The sequence below is a fragment of the Nocardia camponoti genome, from assembly GCF_014646135.1.
GTDB lineage: Bacteria > Actinomycetota > Actinomycetes > Mycobacteriales > Mycobacteriaceae > Nocardia > Nocardia camponoti.
The window spans coordinates 778,247-795,343 of sequence record NZ_BMMW01000002.1 but is presented as its reverse complement, the minus strand read 5'-3'; the positions used below and the strand labels follow the sequence as shown (position 1 = coordinate 795,343).

The following is a 17,097-nucleotide window of genomic DNA, read 5'->3' as shown; positions in this document are numbered from 1 at the left end:
CACACCGAACCCAACGCCTAAGCTGCCTAGGAGCAGGCCGGAGTCGGCTGGTAGCTGGCGGTTCGTTCGCGGGTGATGGAAGGGATGTCGAAGTTCATGGTCAACGTCACCGATGGATTCGGGTCTAGTGTTCTCGGATACCCGCGGATTGGGCCGCATCGGGAGCTGAAGCGGGCGCTTGAGGCGTATTGGCGTGGGTCGCTTGAGCGCGATGAGCTGCTCGCGGTCCGCGACGACATTCAGGAACGTCAGTTCTCCGAACTCGCGGCGACCGGCCTCACCCAGGTACCTGGCAACACGTTCTCGTTCTATGACCACATCCTCGATAACGCGTTGCTTTTTGGCGCGGTCCCGTCGCGGTTCAAGGACCAGCAGGCCGACCTCGATCCGCTGGATTTCTATTTCTTGATGGCGCGCGGCAACCCGGATCAGCCGCCGCTGGAATTGGTTCGTTTCTTCGGCACCAACTATCACTACCGGCAGCCCGAACTCGACGCCGACACCACGTTTTCGCTGAATCCTGAAGCGCTGCTTGATGAATGGGATCGGGCGATCGCGCGCGGCATCGAATTGCGTCCGGTGGTGCTTGGTCCGGTTTCGCTGCTGCTGCTGTCTAAGGCTGGGCATGTGCCGGGCGAAGCCGAGTTCGACACCCTGAGCCTGCTCGACAAACTCCTCCCGTTCTACGAGGAATTGTTCGAGATTTTGGCCAAGCGCGGGTCGACGTGTGTGCAGCTCGATGAGCCGTGCTTCACCGGCGAGCGTTCGCCCGAAGAGCTTGCCGCGTTCGAAAAGGCGTACAACCAGCTGTCGAAGGCGCCGCTGCGGCCGCGCATCCTGGTCACCGGCCAGTACGGCGATTTCGGTGAGGCGCTGCGGATTCTGGCGGCGTCGAACGTGGAAGCGATCGGCCTCGACCTCGCGTCGTACCGGATGACGCCCGAAGAGTTGGCCGCGATCCCCGGCATCAAGCGCAAGCGCATCTACGCGGGCGTGATCAGTGGCACCAATGTGTGGCGCGCTGACCGTTACGTGACGCTCAACTACCTCAACTCGATCGCTGAGGTGTGCCCGGATTTGGTGGTGTCGACCGGTTCGACGCTGCTGCACGTTCCGTATGACGTGCTCGCCGAGTACGACATCGACGGCAACGTCGCCGACCGTCTCGCCTTCGCGAAACAAAAAGTGGGCGAAGTGGTTTCGCTCGCGAAGGCACTCACCGACGGTCCGTCCGAAAACTGGCGCAAGCGGCCAACTTCGGTGCACTTCAAGCAGAAACACGCTGTGCGCCAACGGGTTTACGCGATCACGCCGGAGATGCGTGAACGCATCCCGTATGCCGACCGCGCCGCCGCCCAGCAGGCTCGACTGAACCTGCCGCTGGTTCCCGCGACGACGCTCGGTTCGTTCCCGCAGAGCAGCGCGCTTCGTCAGGCGCGCCACGAGTTGGCTTCGGGTCGACTGTCTGAAGAGGACTACCGCAAGCAGGTCGAAGCCGAGATCGAGGCGACGATTCGCCTGCAGGAGGACATCGGCCTTGACGTGTTCGTGCATGGTGAGCACGAGCGCAACGACATGATTCAGTACTTCGCCGAGCAGCTCGACGGGTTCGCGACGACGCGGTTCGGTTGGGTGCAGGTGTATGGCTCGCGCGCCGTGCGGCCACCGATCATCTACGGCGATGTGTCGCGGCCCGCGCCGATGTCGGTCGATTGGGCAACGTACGCACAGTCGCTCACCGACAAGCCGGTCAAGGGCATGGTCACTGGCCCGGTCACGATGCTCGCGCGCTCGTTTGTGCGTCAGGACCAGCCGCTTTACGAGACGGCCGACCAGGTCGCGCTAGCGATTCGCGACGAAGTTGTCGACCTTGAGAAGGCCGGAATCGCGATCATCCAGGTCGACGAACCCGCGCTGCGCGAACTGCTGCCCGCGCGTCCCGCAGGCCGCGAGGAATACCTGCGCTGGGCCGTCGGCGCGTTCCGCTTGGCCACCTCAGGCGTGCGCCCAGACACCCAGATTCACACGCACATCGGGTATTCGGGCCGCTCAGAGGTGGTTGAGGCGATCGACCAGCTCGACGCTGACGTCACCGCGATCGTGGCGACCCGCTCAATCGAATGGGTCATCGAGGCGCTGGCCGACGACGTTGCGACGGGCCACGGCCTGAGCCACGGTGTTGGCCCAGGCGTGTACGAGAGCCGTTCGGCCCGCATCCCGGACATCGACGAGTTCGACGAACTGTTGACGGCGGCAGCTGCCGCTTTGGGCCCGGAACGGTTGTGGGCCAACCCGGATGGTGGGTTGAAGACGCGGCACTACTGGCAGTTGGACCCGTCGTTGCGCAACATGGTCGCGGCGGCGCGTCGGGTGCGGCGACGGGCGGAAGCGGAAGCGGCGGAACCCGCTGCTGATTGACTGACCTGCCACTATCGGTGAGTCACGGGATACTCGTTGGATCGAGATGCCCGTGACTCGCCGTTGGGTTAGTCCCCGCAGAACCAGAGATATCCGTGTTGCCCGATCGCATCGGTGGCCAGAGCGGCCAACTCATCGAGCGTCGCAGCCTCTTCTGGATCTACGGGCGAAAGCGTCGCGATTTCGGCTACCAGCATTCTTAATTGATGCGAGTTAAACATGGTATCCGCGTAGGCATGAATCTGGCCCAGCATGGTCCCATCTGGGGCGCGCATGGCCATTTTCGATAGCGTGTTCGCATTTGCATAGTGGAGACTTATTTGTCCGTGCACCATATCTTGCACTGCTACTGAAACTCCCAAGGGTCCTCCTATAGTGCCCGCACCCCGGCGGTGAGTTGTATTGGTGTAGGGGCGTTTTCGGGGTCGATTAACCACTGCAACAGCAATCCGCCGATCATTGTCTGCAAAAGTGCGCCGACGCTCTGGTTGCCGTTGCCGAAAGTCTCGGCCAAGCCGGCGCGTGCCGCTGACTGTGCGGCGGCCAATTCTCTGCGCAGCTCAGGGGTGTGTAGTGCCTCGTTCAGAGCTTCCGCGTTCGCGTGCCACAGGGCCGGGTCGGCGGTGAAGGACGCGATGAGTTTCGTCCAAAACGCCTCCAATCGCGCGGCCGGGTGGGCCGGGTCGGGGGCGGGGAGGGCGTCGAGGATCTGCTCGACGGCAGCCGCGCTTGATTCGAGCATCGCCTGTTGCAGCAGCTTGTCGCGGGTGCCGAAGTGGTAGTTGATCGCGGCGAGGTTGGTGCCGGACACGGCGACGATGTCGCGCACGGTCGTGCGGGCGTAGCCGCGGTCGGCGAGGCAGCGTTTGGCGGCGTTGAGCAGGTCTTCTCGGGTTCCCACCTTGGCACGATAGCAAGATCTATCTAACGAGTGTTTCAAACAAGCGTCAGTGACAAGTGTTTGAAACGGTTGTATGTTGGGTTCATGACCGCTAAGCGCTTGATTTCGCCCTTCGAAGCCACCTATTTCGGAACTGACACGTCGATTGGGAGCGTGCCGACCGCTGGCATGCCGCTGTTTTTCGGCAGCACGGTGTACGGCTCGCTCGACGTCGCGGTGATCCAGCGAGTCCTCGACGAACTGGCCGCCGCGCATCCGCTGCTGCGTTCGCGCGTTGTCGACGGCTGGTTCGTACGCGACGACGAGTTTCGACCTCGACTCGACATTGTTGAAGGCGGTGACGACGACTATCTCGCGCTCATCAACACGCCGCAGGAGTGGACCGCTGGCTTGTTTCGCGCGGTGTTGTTGCGGGAAGAGGAGCGGCAGCAACTGGTTTTGGTTGTGCACCACGGCATTTCAGATGGGCGGTCGGCGTTCGCACTGCTCAACCAATTCTGGGCGCGGTACACGTCCTACGTCACGGATTCGGTTGTGGCGCAGCTAGATTCGCGTGATGAACTCCCGCTGCCAATGGACCAACGGCTTGCCGACGTCGTTTCGGAAGTCGAGGCGGACGCGTGGCTGACCGACTTCCGCACGGCAGCGATGAACGCGACCGAAGCGCCCCGAGCACTGATGCGTGATGGGGCGGTCGGCGATGCGCGGCGATTCGCACTGGAACGCATCGAGCTGTCAGTTGAACACACCGCCGAGGTAGTGAAAACTGCTCGCGCACAAGGGGTCTCGGTGAATAGCGTGATCAGCGGCGCAACCCTGGCTGCCGTGCGCACTCGCATCGCCGAAGCGGGCCCCCTGCCGCTGATGCTCGGTTTCGCCGCCGACGTGCGCGGCGAATGCGTTCCGCCCGAGCCGGTCGAAACAATGGCCAACTTCGCTTCCGGCGCAGGCGTTTTCGCGATGGTCGACGGCGATATGAGCCCGCTCGACGTCGCCCATCAGGTCGAAGCGGGGATGCGCGCGATCATCGCGAACCGCGACGCCGCCCGTTTCCCGTTGGCGATCCAGCGGGTGAAAGATGCCCCGACGCTGGCGATGCTGTCGACATCACCAAGCTTCGCACTGTCGAATATCGGTCGCGTGCAACCACATTCGCTGCCTGACGATGTCGCCTTCCTTCGGACCGACATCTACGCGATGGGTCCGCAGATGCCGCCGAAGCTCACCGCGTTCACCATCGCGAACCGGCTGACCCTGCAACTGGAATATGACACGGCCCTCTACAGCCGCGACCAGATGGGCAAGCTCCGCCGCACGCTGACGGAGCTGCTCAGCGCGCTAGCTCAGTAAGCCGAGAACACGTTGTCGATCGTGCCGTAGCGGTTGGCGGCGTAGTTGCATGCCGCGCTGATGTTGGCGACCGGGTCGTAGATATCCCACGAGGTGCCGTCGACGTGGTACGCCGCGAAGGTGGGGTCGATGACCTGCATCAGGCCCTTCGACGGGATGCCCGCCGCCGCGTTGGAGTCGTAGAGATTGATCGCTGTGGGGTTGCCACCGGACTCGCGCATGATGTTGCGGTAGATGCCCTCGTAGCTGCCGGGGATGCCGTGCTGGCTCATTACGAACATGGCACCGCGGATCCAACCGTCGAGGTTGTCTTCGAACTGCGGGGCCGGGTTGCCCATCGCCTGCTGGAACTGTTGCTGCTGGTCGTGTGGCAGTGCGGCAACTAGTTGCTGGGCGGGTCCTTGCAGCTCAGCCGGTACGCCGGGGATGTCGGCGAAAGCCTGGGCTGGCACAACGAGCGTCGCGCCGATCAGGGCGAGCGGGATCAGATTCTTCAAGCGCATGATGCTGTTTCCGAACTTTGAGTCGAGTATCTCCAGCGATAAGCGGATGGAGAGTCTGTTTCTGGTTCGGTCACAGAATGATCGCGGAAGGTTAACGGAAAGTGTCTTTGCTATGAACTAGGAGGGAACTCAGCAGATTCGCAGCAACTCATAGCTTTTCGGCACTGATTACCGCGAACGTCTAACACCTGCCGAAACTGACGAACTCGATGTCGAAAGAACCGCACGGCACAGACGGCGGAAATCGCAGAAGCGCTGAAGCCCAGCGGGTTTCGATGCGGGCGACTATCGTTCCAAATCGAAGTTGCCGGGTTGAGCCATGAGGGGGCATGCGGTGCTCGATCCGAACATCCACCAGGGAAAGTTCGGCGAGGATTACATTCGAGTGCTCGCTTCAGCGGCGGGGCTCGTTTGGTCCGCTGACGATGTCGACGTTGATGGTGTCGACCTGACGATCAAGCAACCCGGGCGCACGCCTAAAGGATTCTCGCCGCAGATCGAAGTACAGGTCAAGACGATGTCGAGACCCACCTTCGATGGCGGCGTTGTCGTTTTTCGCGGACTCAATCGCACCCAGTTCAATCAGCTAGCCGGCGACGACTTCGCCGTTCCCCGTTACCTTTTCGCCATTCATGTACCACCCCGCTCGGGACAATTCGCGGACTCGGTCTCCGGGGCGACCATGTTGCGACACTGTGGGTACTTCGTTTCGCTGCGTGACCAACCGCGCGTCCCGGAGTCCGACACGCGGCGGAAAGTTCCGGTGCGAATCCCGCTGAGCAATGTGCTCGACGTCGAAGCGCTCCGCGCCTTAGTCATCGGATCGTCGAAGTGAGCCGGGGGCTGCCAGGGCGTGACGAGGCCGTCAGGTACCTGAGCGCGCAAGGCTGGTTGCCCGGCGAGGTCTGGCGGCACGGGGTGATCTGGTCGTACGGTGAGTTCGACGTGCTAGTTCCCGACGACGGGGTCGCTGACTTCGCACCGAGGATGCGCGCGCTGACCCGGTGTGTCGGGGAGCTTGAACGCCGGTCGCCTGCCGTCGTCGCCCGCGACCTCGTCTCTGGCGGCGTGGACGTGATCGGCTATCGCGTCGGGGAGGTCGGCGACGACATCTCTCTTGAAGCCACCGCAGACGCGCTCGTCGCCTTGCAGTCGCTGCTGCTTACCTGCGCTGGCCAGGTCGCCGACGAGGACAGCGGCGCGCGATTCCTCCGGCCGGGAATGGTCGGCGAGTTACTCGGCGACGTCGGGTTACAGACGGCGAGCGATCCGTCCGGGTTCGACCTGTTTCTGCCGGGCCCGGAAAACCCGCTGACGCGTTTGACCGCGATTCGCCTACTCGACGTCGCGTCCCTCGCGCGGCAAACGGCAAACGGCATCAACGATGCCGAGTCCTTCGTTGACCCGCAGATCACTGATGGGCTGAGCGCACTTGGGCTCGCCGAACGCGCGCCGACCCGCTTCGCGCTGAGTTTCACCTGGTCGCGTCAGGTGCCGAGGCCCGACGTGACGGTCGACTTCCCGCGCGAGCTGGTCGGGCGACTAGGCGAGGAGTTCGCGATCGCATCGGCACCGTTGCCGTCGACAACGAGGACCGAACTCGCCGCGCCCGCTGTGGTCGAGGGCGTTGTTGTCGGCATCGACATCGACGGCGGCCACAAAGTGATTGTGCGAGGGATACTTTCGACCGGAGACACCAGCACCGGCCGGACGCGCCGGATCACCGTGCTTGTCCGCACGGCTCGCGAGTTTGCCCAGGCAAGTGCGCTCGTCGGGACACGCACCCAGGTTCGCGCGCGCGGATCCTTCGACGGAAAACAAAGTCTCGAAGCGGCTGAGAACGGATTCACCGTCATCGACGGGAACCCATCATGAGAGAACGGATGAACGAATGTCGGATCAGCTGAGCCCCGCGGAACGGGCAGCGTTGCTCGCGCTTTTGGTTGAGGCGCGGGAGATGACCAACGCGGATTTGTTCGCTGTCGCGGGGGTCACGCTCACCGGGAAGTCGCGGGTGAAGCTCAATGAGGCGGGGTTCGTTGCCACCGAGAAGGTCGGGCGCGCCCTTGTGCACGAGTTGACCGATCGCGGCGCCCAGTGGTGCGCGGCGGAATTGTCGACGCCGCGACCGGCGAAGTCCGGTTCCTACGGCGGCGCGTTGTACGCGGTGCTGGCAGGCCTGCACCGATACCTCGAAGCTACCGATCAGGTGCTCACCGACATTTTCCAGCCCGACATCGCCGGGGAGATCCTGCGCACCTACCGCGAACTGACCGACGGCAAGCCCGAACAGGTGCGACTCGCCGCGCTGCGCGGTCAGTTGGCCCATGTCCCGGCCGACGATTTCACCAAGGCTATGCACCTGCTCGCGGGTCGACCCGGTATTCACGTCCGCGCCGAAGCCGACCGCAAAACGTTGACCAGCGACGATCACGAAGCCGCGATCGTGCTCGGCGAAACTCCACGCCATCTGTTGACCGTCGAGGCCGGGCGGTGAACGAGCAACAACGCAGGGCGTTAGCGCGCGTCGAATTCAGCACCGCGCTTGGGCCGGATGCCATTTGGCGGCCGCAGACCCATCACGTTGAGGAACTTCACCGGGAAGCGGCGGCGGACATCGCCAGGGTCTTCGCCCTCGCTGTCGACCGGCCGGACGTGTCGCCGACCGGAATCGTGCTCAATGGCGACCCCGGCGTCGGCAAAACTCACCTACTCGGCTGGGTGCGTCAGTACGTGCAGGATCACGGCGGGTTCTTCTTCATGCCGAAGCTCATCGACGGCGACTCGTTCTGGGATGGCGCTGTCCACGGCGTGATGAACCGGCTGCTCGGTGCCGACGGTGGCCAATTGCGTCGCCTGCTCATCGCCCTCGCCGACCTCGCTGGCTGTGATCCCGACCTGACCGCGCGTGTCGCAGGGCCGATGCAACCCACGCGCGTCGACCTGGATCGTTTCCTCAACGCGCTGGCCGAAGTCGATCCTGAACTCGTCTTCGCGTGCCGCGACACCCTGCGCGCGCTCGTGCTTTTCCGTGCGATCGACACCCGCGACGTGGGCGACAGCTTCCTCATTCTCCGCGAACCACTTGAGCAGGAGACCGTCACCGCCTGGGGCTTTCGCAGCGGAAACCGTAACGCCCAGTTGATCTTTCACGACTTGATCCGGCTCTTCGGCGCCGCTGGTCCGGTGGTGATCGCCGTCGATCAGATCGACGACGTCATGGCCCAGGCCCGGAAGAACGGGTCAATCGCGCACCACATGAATAGTTTGATGCGCCTGCGCGAGGAGACGGTGCGCACCATCGTCATCGCCGCCTGCATTCCCACGACGTGGCAGTACCTAAAGGAACAATCGGTCGCGTCGGCGGCTGACCGGTTTGCCGAACTCTTTCTTGCTACCGCGCTTCCTGGCGCGCAGGTGGCCGCGGCGGTGGTCGCCGGGCATTTGGCCGCTCAATACGGCGAGGTTGACTTCGAGCCGCCTTATCCGACATGGCCGATCGCGCCAGAAGCATTCAATGCGTCCGCGTTGAAGTACTACACCCCGCGACGACTCCTTCAACTGGTCACCCAGCATGTCCGGCGCATTCTCGCGCAGGGTGAAGTCGAGGAACTACGCGACTTCGCCAGCCTCACCGCGACTAACGCTGCCCCCGGACCGGTTGTGCCCGCGCTTGACCCGACCGCGTTCGATGAGCAATTTGCGAAGCTGCGTTCGGTCGCCGATATCGAATCCCCGCTCGATCCTGCCCGTGAGGACGAACTCATGGTCGGACTGCTCAACGCCGCGTTGCAGTGTTTCGTGCTTGAGCAGGGCCGCGACGACCTGAAGATCGACGACGCGACCTCGACCGGACGCGCGGTCCATGCCCGCCTGCGGCGGACCATCGATCCGGTGCTTGAGGATCAGCAGCACTGGAGTTTCCGCGCCATCGCGCACCGGCACCATCTCGCGGTGCAGGCCCGAATTCGGTCGGCCGTCATCGAGTCGGGAATTGAGGAGCCGAACGGTAATCGGCACCTCACGGTGCTGCGTAACGTCGCCTTCTCCAACGGGCCGAAAACCGTTGCGATGCTTGATGATTTGCGCGCGAATTCGGGCGAGACGCTGCCAATTACTAGCGATGATCTGCGAACTTTCGCCGCGCTAGAGGGGATGCTCGTCGACCCTCCTTCGCGCTTCGACGACTGGCTTGCGCTCCGCAAGCCCGCCGGTAGTTCGCAGCTGTTTCGGCGGGTATTCGCTGACCTGCCCGCAGTCGAAACTGGGATCGGGGACGTTGTGGCAGACGCGGTGCCAGCTCCTACCCCGGTGGTTCCACCTCCGACGAACGGGTCCGCCGCGACTGGCGTTGACGAGGCAACCGCACGTGACGGCGCCGCCGAACCGGCACGAAGCGACTCTGATGCGCCCTCCTTGGTACTCGGTCGCGCTCTCGCGGACAATCGCGAACTCAGTGTTCCGCTCGAACTGTTGCGCAAGCACCTCGTGCTCTTCGCCAGCAGCGGTTCGGGCAAGACCGTCTTTCTGCGGCGGCTCGTGGAAGAGGTTGCGCTCCATGGTGTTTCATCAATCGTCATCGACATCAACAACGACCTTTCCCGGCTCGGCGACGCGTGGACGTCGGCGCCAGTCGGTTGGCGCGCTGGCGACGCCGAAGCCGCACAGCGCTACCTTGCCGACACTGACGTGGTCGTGTGGACCCCGCGCAGACAAGCCGGACGACCGCTCGTGCTTAGTTCGCTCCCTGATTTCCGCGCGGTCCGCGACGACAGCGACGAATTGCGTACCGCCGTTGAGGTGACCGCCGCCGACCTCCTTGCACGGTCGGGCATTAGCGGCCGCAAAATCCCGCAGGCGCGTGCCGTGCTGATTGAGACGCTCACCCATTTCGCACGAGGTGCCGCACACGATTTGCGGTCGCTCGTCGCACTGCTTACCGACCTACCGGACGGTGTGAGCAAAGTACGTAATGCCGCCAGCCTCGCCTCGGAGATGGCAGACGGTCTCACGGTATCGATGATCAACGACCCGCTTTTCGGTGGCGAGGGCGAACCGCTTGATCCAGGCGAATTGCTGCGGCCAGCCGAGGGGAAAAAGGCGCGAGTATCGGTGATCAGTTGCATCGGTCTGCCTGACGCAATCCAACGGGCGACATTCGTCAGTCAGTTGCAAATCGCGCTGTTCACGCACTTCAAAACTAATCCCGCCGACCGTCCGCTTGGCGCGTTGCTGGTGCTCGATGAAGCGCAAACTTTCGCGCCGTCCGGAAAGACAACGCCAGCGACGGCGAGTTCGCTCCTACTCGCATCGCAGGCGCGCAAGTATGGGTTGGGTATCGCCTATGCGACTCAGGCGCCAAAGGGCCTGGATAACAAGGTGTCCGGCAACGCGGGAATCCAGTTTTACGGCAAGCTCGGTACTGCGGTTCAGATTCAAGCAGCGAAGCTAATCGCCAGCTCGTGGGGCGGCAACCTCGATGATGTCGGCAAGCTAAGCACCGGCCAGTTCTACGTGGGCAGGGAAGGCAAAACGTTCCAAAAGGTGCTCACTCCGCTGTGTCTGAGCTATCACCCCGCCAGTCCGCCCACTGAGAGTGAGGTCCTCGAACGCGCGCGGCGTGGGCGCGAACCGGTCAGTGACTCACTGCCGCGACAATAAACATCGCCACAACGCCGAAAACGGTGAAGACCAAGGTCAGGCGGCTTGGGTGGCTCGCGTGAGCCTCCGGGAGGATGTCTGCCGTTGCCAAATACAAAAGGAAGCCGGCGAAATAGCCCATGTATAGGCCGATCCATTCCTCCGGCACCTTGATTAAGGTGCCGAGGATCGCGCCGACGATCGGGGCTATCGCGTCGGCGATCAGTAACGCGACCGCGCGGCGCGGGGTGCTGCCGTACACCGTGGGGATGGTGAAGGTGTTGAAACCGTCGGCGAAATCGTGGCAGATCACCGCGATCGCCACCGAAAGGCCAACCGTCGCGCCAGCCTGGTAGCCGAGGCCAATGCCGAAACCGTCGAGCGTGCTGTGAAAGATCAAACCTGCGGCGGCCAAAATGCCAACCGACTCGAAACCGTGTTCGTGCTTACCGAATTCGTGTTCATGGCCCTTGTGCACCGCTACCGAACGCTCGATGATGTGCAGGCTCAAAAAGCCGATAACCGCCGCGATCAACACAATCGGAATGCCGTGAAAATCGCCATCCTGCTGCTCAAGTGCCTCGGGAATTAGGTCGAACGCGACAACACCGAGCATCACGCCAGCGGCGAGGCCGAGCACCAAATGCTTGCGGTCACCAATGCGCATGGCGACGAAACCGCCGAACAGAGTCGACAACATCGAGACGAACGACAACAGAATCGCCATGCTAGCCGCCTACTTTCGTGGTTCGTCGTGATCAGGCTCAACGTCGTAGCGTCGTACATAAGCAGCCGAAAAACCCTGCACGGTCGCGGTCACCGGAATCGCCAGTAGTGCGCCGGTCGGGCCGAGCAGGGCAGCGCCCGCGATCACCGCGCCAAACGCGACGGCAGGGTGCATCGCGAGCGTGTGCGCGGTTACGCGCGGTTGCAGCACGTAGTTCTCGAACTGTTGATAAGCGAGGATGAACAACAACACCCACAGCGCCGAAATCGGGTCGTTCACCAGCGCGACGAGCACGGGCAAAGCGCCTGCGAGATACGTGCCGACCGTCGGAATGAATTGCGAGACAACACCAACCCACAGCGCGAGCGCGAACGCCGACGGCACGTCGAAAATCCGCAACGCGATGTAGTGCGCGATCGCCGAAAATAGTGCGAGCAGGCCGCGTGAATAGATGTAGCCACCGGTCTTTTCGACGGCGATATCCCAGGCGCGCAACACGTGCTTCTGCCGAGCAGGCGGCAGGAATGAGCACACCCACGTGCGGAAACGTGGCCCGTCGGCGGCGAAATAGAACGTGAACAACAGCACGCCGAGCAGTTGGAAAATGGCGCCGATCGCGGTTGCGCCGATGCCCCAGACGTTGCCCGCGAGTCCAACGAGGTAGCCCTCGATGGTCGAACTCCAGTCGGTCGCGTATTTCGTCAGGTCTTTGCCCGACATATCTGTGCCGAAGGTGTCGTTGATCCAGTGCACGAGACTTTCGACGTACTGCGGCGCGTTGTTTACCAGCGTCGAAACTTGATTAACGAGCAACGCGCCCAACGTAATAACGAACGCGGCGACCACCGCGAGCAGGACAAGGAAAACGATCCCCGTGCCCAGTCCGCGCTTAATGCCGTGGCGTGCAAGCCAATTCACCGCAGGTTCGATCGCGAACGCGAGGAAGATCGAAACAAGCAGCACGGTAAGCAATCCGGCCAACTTGCCGAGAATCCAAAACGCGGCGATCAAACCGGCGATCGCGAGCGCGGTGTAAAGCAGTGAGCGCGGCAGCCAGCGCGGCGGGGTCGACACCGTCCACGCGGGCGGCAGCTTCGGTTCTTCAGCAGCCACGCCGGTCACGGTAGCGGCATTGTCGACTCTCGCGCGCGCTGGCGCGCTGGTACTAGATGGTCGCGGCGTCGATCACGAAGCGGTACTGCACGTCGCTCGCGACCACGCGCTCGTACGCGGAATCGATTTCGTCGGCCGAGATGAGTTCGATTTCCGCGCCGATACCGTGCGCGGCGCAGAAGTCGAGCATTTCCTGAGTTTGCGCGATGCCGCCGATCATCGACCCGGCGAGCGAGCGACGGAACCCGGCGAGATTGCGTCCGGTGACGCTTAACGGCTGGTCAGGCAGGCCAAGGATCACCAGCGTGCCGTCGACGGCGAGCAGGCGAAGGTAGTCGTCGATCGGCAGATTCGCCGAAACCGTGTTGATGATCAGGTCGAATTGCCCACGCAGCGAACGGAATGTCTCGCGATCGGCCGTCGCGTAATAGTGGTCGGCACCCATGCGAAGGCCGTCGTCGCGCTTGCGTAGCGACTGGCTCAGCACGGTCACTTCCGCACCCAACGCGTGCGCGATTTTCACGCCGACGTGCCCAAGCCCGCCCATGCCGATGATCGCGACCTTCTTGCCAGGCCCCGCGTTCCAGTGCTTGAGCGGCGAATACAGTGTCACGCCAGCGCACAACAGGGGCGCGGCGACGTCGAGACCGATGCCTTCGGGAATGCCGACAACGAACGACTCGCTGACCACGATCTGGGTCGAATACCCGCCGAGCGTGTAGCCGTTCGACTGGGCGGATTCGGGGACGCGGGAGTTATAGGTCCAGGTCGCGCCCTTCGCGCAGTACTGCTCTTCGCCGGCTAGGCAGGGCGCGCACACGCCGCACGACCCGACGAGGCAGCCGACACCAACGCGGTCGCCAACCTTGAAATCGCGCACGTCGGAGCCAACAGCGGCGACGATGCCCGCGATTTCGTGACCCGGCACGCACGGGTAGTTCGTGCCACCCCATTCGTTGCGCGCGGTGTGGATGTCGGAGTGGCAGATGCCAGCGAATTTCACGTCGATGAGCACGTCGTCAGGGCCGACGTCGCGGCGGTTGATCGTGATTTTTTCGAACGCGCCATCGGCGGCGGGAATGGCGTAAGCCGCAGCAGTACTCATGCAGACATGCCTACACCTGATCGAGACCCAGCGGTAGCCGACGACCGTGACAATGGATGGGGTGAGAGCTGCGCTACGGCTGATCGCGACGCTAGTCGTCGTGCTGTTTGGGGTCGCCGCGTTCGTTGGTTGGCGCGGCGAGGTAGGCGTCGATGGGCAACCAGGTGGGTTTGTCGCGCAGGCGCAATACGCGGATCCGCCCGCGCTCGACGCCCCCGCGGTGGCCGCTGACGTGCGGAAAGTGCTGGTCGACATCGATGTGACGACCGGTCCCTTCGGCGGTGGCGCGGCGGGCACCGGCATCGTCCTCACCCAAGATGGGCAGGTGCTCACCAGCCATCACGTAATTAAGGGTGCCAATTCGGTGAAGGTCACCGATGTTGGCAACGGGCTCATTTACGAGGGCACCGTGCTGGGTTACGACTCAAGCAACGACATCGCGCTTGTCTCGCTCGCCGGTGCGTCCGGACTACCGACCGCGCGCCTTGGCAGCTCCGCTGACCTGCGAATTCGACAGGATGTTCTCGCGATCGGCAACGCCGGTGGCGACGGCGGCGACCCGACCGCGGTGGCGGGACCGATCACCGCGCTCGACGCGTCGATTGTCGCGATGAACTCCGCCGACCTCAGTCGCAAGGCGTTGCGCGGGATGGTCGAAGTTGCCGCGCCCGTCGTCGGCGGACAGTCCGGCGGCGCGCTTGCCGACGGAACGGGCGCGGTTGTGGGCGTCGTTACCGCTGCCTCCGGCGACAAAACGCCTGGTCCAGGCAACGGCTACGCGGTGCCGATCGACACCGCGATGCGCATCGTTGAACAAATCCGCTCGGGAACGCCAACCGAAACCGTGCACATCGGCCCGACCGCGACGCTCGGCGTGCAGATTACCGACGCGCAACCGAGCGGCGCACGCGTCGACTGGGCTTTCCACGGGCAACCAGCGCAGGCCGCCGGAATTGTCGACGGCGACACCATCACCGCCGTCGACGGGCAAACCATCACCACCGCACGCGCGCTCACGACCGCGATCAGCAAGCGCAAACCAGCGGAGACCATTCGCATCGACTTGCGCGGGCCGGATGGGAACACGCGCACGGTCACGGTGACGCTCGCGCGAGGAACACCAAGCTAGATCTCAGAAAAGCGAAGTCCAGTAATCCTGGAAGTTGAGGAAAACCAGCACGACAACCGCCGCGTAAAACACCGCGACGAGCGTCCATCGCCATTCACAGAGCACTCGAAGCACTCCACGCGACGACCCAAACGCGATCTTCGTCGTCGCGGCGAACAGCAGCGGCGTCGCGACCCACACGACCATGCAGTACGGACACAGCGCGTTGATGCGGTACAGACTTTGGAAAATCAGCCAGCAAATACCAGCGATCCCGAGCACCGTGCCGCCCCACAGCGCGATCCAAATCCAGCGCGGAAAACCAACGCCGAGCACGGCTAACACGCCAAGCGTGACAACGACGGAAAAGGCGACAATGCCGATCAGCGGGTTTGGAAATCCGAAAACCGCAGCCTGCTCGGCCTTCATCACCGACCCGCACGACAGCACCGAATTGATGCTGCATGACGCTTTGTAAGCCGGGTTGACGAACAGTTTGAAGCGTTCGTAGGTGAGCGTGCACGAGGCGAGCCACCCCGCCAGCCCAGCTAGCAGCACCAGCCAGGCTGACTTCGATGAAGCGGTGATCACTTTGCCGCGTTGATAAGCGAGGTCATCCCGTTTTCGGTGAACAAGTCGTCCGACTGCTGGAGTTGGCCGTTGATGTACACCGACGGGGTCGACTTCACGCCGCCAGCGAGCGCCGACTGCGTTGTCTGGGTGACGAAATTCGCGTATGGACGGTCATTGATGCAGGTGGCGACGGCAGGGTCGGTGTAACCGGCACCGACTGCGATCTTCACCAACTCCTCGTTGCTGAGCCCCGCGCCGCCCTCGGGCGTCTGCTTTTCGAACATCGTCTGCAACCAGCCCTGGAACTTGCTGACGTCGGATTTAGCGACGCAGTAGGCGGCATTGGCCGCGCGCGACGAGTACTGATTCGTCGACGCCTTATCCAGGAACGAAATGATCTGGTACTCAACCGACGCGGTGCCAGCGGCGGCAGCCTGGGCGACCGCGACGCCGTTGGCCGCTTCGAACTGCTTGCACGCTGGGCACTGGAGATCGGCAACAATCTTCACCTTGACCTTGGCGTTCGGGTCGCCAACGAGAATCGTGCCGGCCTCGGTGACCGAACCGCCGGTCGCGGGAATTTGCGCGGCGACCGGGGGCGCGACCGCGGCATCGTCGTCTTTCTTCTTCACCGCGAAACCAATGCCGATCGCGGCGATAAGAGCGACGAGTACCGCGCCGACACCGATCTGAATCGCGAGCTTGCGTTTGCGATCGGCAGCCTCGGCTTCGGCAAGCGGGTTCCTACGAGGGGTTGTCACCGGCGTTCCCTTTCGAGTGAATGACCGCGTCATCGAGGCGGTGGAGTTGTTCTTCGACGTTGAATTCGGCTGGCGGCCAACCCAAATCGAGTTTCCGTAAGTGTGCGATCAGGATTTCGGCGGCAGCCAACCGGGTGTACCACTTGTGGTCGGCGGGAATGGCGTACCAGGGTGCGTAATCGGTGTTGGTGCGGTCGAGTACCGACTGATACGCCTCTTGGAATTGATCCCAGTACGCGTGCTGGGTGACGTCGTAGGGATCGAATTTCCAGTACTTCGCCGGATTTTCCAACCGCGCGCGCTGCCGTTTGGCCTGTTCTTCGGGGGAAATGAAGAGCATGAGTTTGACGATCGTTGTTCCCGCGTCGGTGACCATGCGTTCAAACGAATTGATCTCGTCGTATCGACGTTCCCAGATTTCTTTGGGCAGTGTGTTGTGCACGCGTGGGACGATGATGTCCTCGTATTGCGACCGGTCGAAAATCGACAGCTTGCCCGGCAGCGGCAAAGCCTTTTGAATGCGCCACAGGTAATTGTGATCGCGTTCGATCGGCGTTGGCACGCGGAAGGCGTGATACTCAAGGCCCTGCGGGTCGAGACCGCGAAAAACGTGGCGGACCAGGCTCGACTTACCCGAGCAGTCGGTGCCCTGCAAGATCAGCAGCAGGCTGTCTTTGCCGCCAGCGCGGCCGTTGGCGTACAGCTGCAATTGCAGCGTCGCCAACTCCGGCTCGATGTCGTGCAGTGCTTTCTCGCCGTGGTGCTTGTCGCCGGGGAAACCCGGCGTTGACGAGCGATTCATTGCGTCGACGCGCACTCCCGTTGCGTTGAGTGCCGTGATCGCGGGTTCGGTCCAGCGGTCAGCCGTCATGTCATCCGACGGTACCGGGCGCGGGCA

At 63.0% G+C, this 17,097-nt stretch carries 16 protein-coding genes; 7 read left to right on the top strand and 9 right to left on the bottom strand.

The window, feature by feature from the left end:
• Window positions 1-96: 96 nt before the first annotated feature.
• Entirely contained in the window at window positions 97-2,418 is a 2,322-nt protein-coding gene (metE, locus tag IEX78_RS11735; protein ID WP_188829536.1) for a 5-methyltetrahydropteroyltriglutamate--homocysteine S-methyltransferase, read from the top strand.
• Between the two features lie 68 nt (window positions 2,419-2,486).
• Here metE and IEX78_RS11730 read toward each other — a convergent pair whose 3' ends face one another.
• Both IEX78_RS11730 and IEX78_RS11725 read right to left on the bottom strand, forming a co-directional pair.
• Window positions 2,487-2,699 (bottom strand): hypothetical protein, encoded by a 213-nt coding sequence (locus tag IEX78_RS11730; protein WP_188828927.1) that lies wholly within the window; start codon window positions 2,697-2,699, stop codon window positions 2,487-2,489.
• A gap of 89 nt (window positions 2,700-2,788) precedes the next feature.
• The gene (locus IEX78_RS11725) at window positions 2,789-3,319 is read right to left on the bottom strand and encodes a TetR/AcrR family transcriptional regulator (RefSeq protein WP_188828926.1); all 531 of its coding nucleotides are present in this window, start codon (window positions 3,317-3,319) and stop codon (window positions 2,789-2,791) included.
• 84 nt (window positions 3,320-3,403) lie between these two features.
• Here IEX78_RS11725 and IEX78_RS11720 point away from each other — a divergent pair, with 84 nt between their 5' ends.
• Window positions 3,404-4,669 carry a phthiocerol/phthiodiolone dimycocerosyl transferase family protein gene (locus tag IEX78_RS11720; RefSeq protein WP_188828925.1) on the top strand — a complete coding sequence of 422 codons (1,266 nt, stop codon included), beginning with the start codon at window positions 3,404-3,406 and terminating at the stop codon, window positions 4,667-4,669.
• Here the strand turns inward: IEX78_RS11720 and IEX78_RS11715 are convergent.
• Window positions 4,663-5,166, bottom strand: a complete 504-nt coding sequence (locus tag IEX78_RS11715) for a transglycosylase SLT domain-containing protein (RefSeq protein ID WP_229683894.1) — start codon at window positions 5,164-5,166, stop codon at window positions 4,663-4,665. The genes IEX78_RS11720 and IEX78_RS11715 overlap by 7 nt on opposite strands.
• Before the next feature lie 340 nt (window positions 5,167-5,506).
• On the opposite strand from IEX78_RS11715, the gene IEX78_RS11710 reads away from it, so the two are divergent.
• Genes IEX78_RS11710 through IEX78_RS11695 form a run of 4 tightly spaced genes read left to right on the top strand, consistent with a single transcriptional unit; the run spans window position 5,507 to window position 10,833 of the window.
• Window positions 5,507-6,007, top strand: a complete 501-nt coding sequence (locus IEX78_RS11710; RefSeq protein ID WP_188828923.1) for a DUF4365 domain-containing protein — start codon at window positions 5,507-5,509, stop codon at window positions 6,005-6,007.
• Window positions 6,004-7,047 carry a hypothetical protein gene (locus IEX78_RS11705; RefSeq protein ID WP_188828922.1) on the top strand — a complete coding sequence of 348 codons (1,044 nt, stop codon included), beginning with the start codon at window positions 6,004-6,006 and terminating at the stop codon, window positions 7,045-7,047. Before IEX78_RS11710 ends, IEX78_RS11705 begins: the two co-directional genes overlap by 4 nt.
• Before the next feature lie 16 nt (window positions 7,048-7,063).
• Window positions 7,064-7,669, top strand: coding sequence for a hypothetical protein (locus tag IEX78_RS11700; protein ID WP_188828921.1), 606 nt, complete (start codon window positions 7,064-7,066; stop codon window positions 7,667-7,669).
• On the top strand, window positions 7,666-10,833 hold the full coding sequence (locus tag IEX78_RS11695; RefSeq protein WP_188828920.1) for a helicase HerA-like domain-containing protein: 3,168 nt from the start codon (window positions 7,666-7,668) through the stop codon (window positions 10,831-10,833). Before IEX78_RS11700 ends, IEX78_RS11695 begins: the two co-directional genes overlap by 4 nt.
• On the opposite strand, the gene IEX78_RS11690 is transcribed toward IEX78_RS11695, so the two are convergent.
• The 3 genes from IEX78_RS11690 to IEX78_RS11680 are packed head-to-tail and all read right to left on the bottom strand — an operon-like array spanning window position 10,808 to window position 13,757.
• Window positions 10,808-11,539, bottom strand: coding sequence for a ZIP family metal transporter (locus tag IEX78_RS11690; RefSeq protein WP_188828919.1), 732 nt, complete (start codon window positions 11,537-11,539; stop codon window positions 10,808-10,810). The two genes, IEX78_RS11695 and IEX78_RS11690, sit on opposite strands and share 26 nt — an antisense overlap.
• 9 nt (window positions 11,540-11,548) lie before the next feature.
• The gene (locus IEX78_RS11685) at window positions 11,549-12,652 is read right to left on the bottom strand and encodes an AI-2E family transporter (protein WP_188828918.1); all 1,104 of its coding nucleotides are present in this window, start codon (window positions 12,650-12,652) and stop codon (window positions 11,549-11,551) included.
• A gap of 52 nt (window positions 12,653-12,704) precedes the next feature.
• On the bottom strand, window positions 12,705-13,757 hold the full coding sequence (locus IEX78_RS11680; RefSeq protein WP_188828917.1) for an NAD(P)-dependent alcohol dehydrogenase: 1,053 nt from the start codon (window positions 13,755-13,757) through the stop codon (window positions 12,705-12,707).
• 52 nt (window positions 13,758-13,809) lie between these two features.
• Between IEX78_RS11680 and IEX78_RS11675 the strand changes: the two genes are divergently transcribed.
• Window positions 13,810-14,886 carry a S1C family serine protease gene (locus IEX78_RS11675; protein ID WP_188828916.1) on the top strand — a complete coding sequence of 359 codons (1,077 nt, stop codon included), beginning with the start codon at window positions 13,810-13,812 and terminating at the stop codon, window positions 14,884-14,886.
• A 3-nt stretch (window positions 14,887-14,889) separates the two neighbouring features.
• Here the strand turns inward: IEX78_RS11675 and IEX78_RS11670 are convergent, their stop codons facing one another.
• The 3 genes from IEX78_RS11670 to IEX78_RS11660 are packed head-to-tail and all read right to left on the bottom strand — an operon-like array spanning window position 14,890 to window position 17,070.
• The gene (locus IEX78_RS11670) at window positions 14,890-15,456 is read right to left on the bottom strand and encodes a vitamin K epoxide reductase family protein (protein WP_188828915.1); all 567 of its coding nucleotides are present in this window, start codon (window positions 15,454-15,456) and stop codon (window positions 14,890-14,892) included.
• Window positions 15,453-16,199, bottom strand: a complete 747-nt coding sequence (locus IEX78_RS11665) for a thioredoxin domain-containing protein (protein WP_229683892.1) — start codon at window positions 16,197-16,199, stop codon at window positions 15,453-15,455. Before IEX78_RS11665 ends, IEX78_RS11670 begins: the two co-directional genes overlap by 4 nt.
• Complete coding sequence (locus IEX78_RS11660; protein WP_188828913.1) at window positions 16,183-17,070, bottom strand: PPK2 family polyphosphate kinase; 888 nt, start codon at window positions 17,068-17,070, stop codon at window positions 16,183-16,185. Before IEX78_RS11660 ends, IEX78_RS11665 begins: the two co-directional genes overlap by 17 nt.
• Window positions 17,071-17,097: the final 27 nt, after the last annotated feature.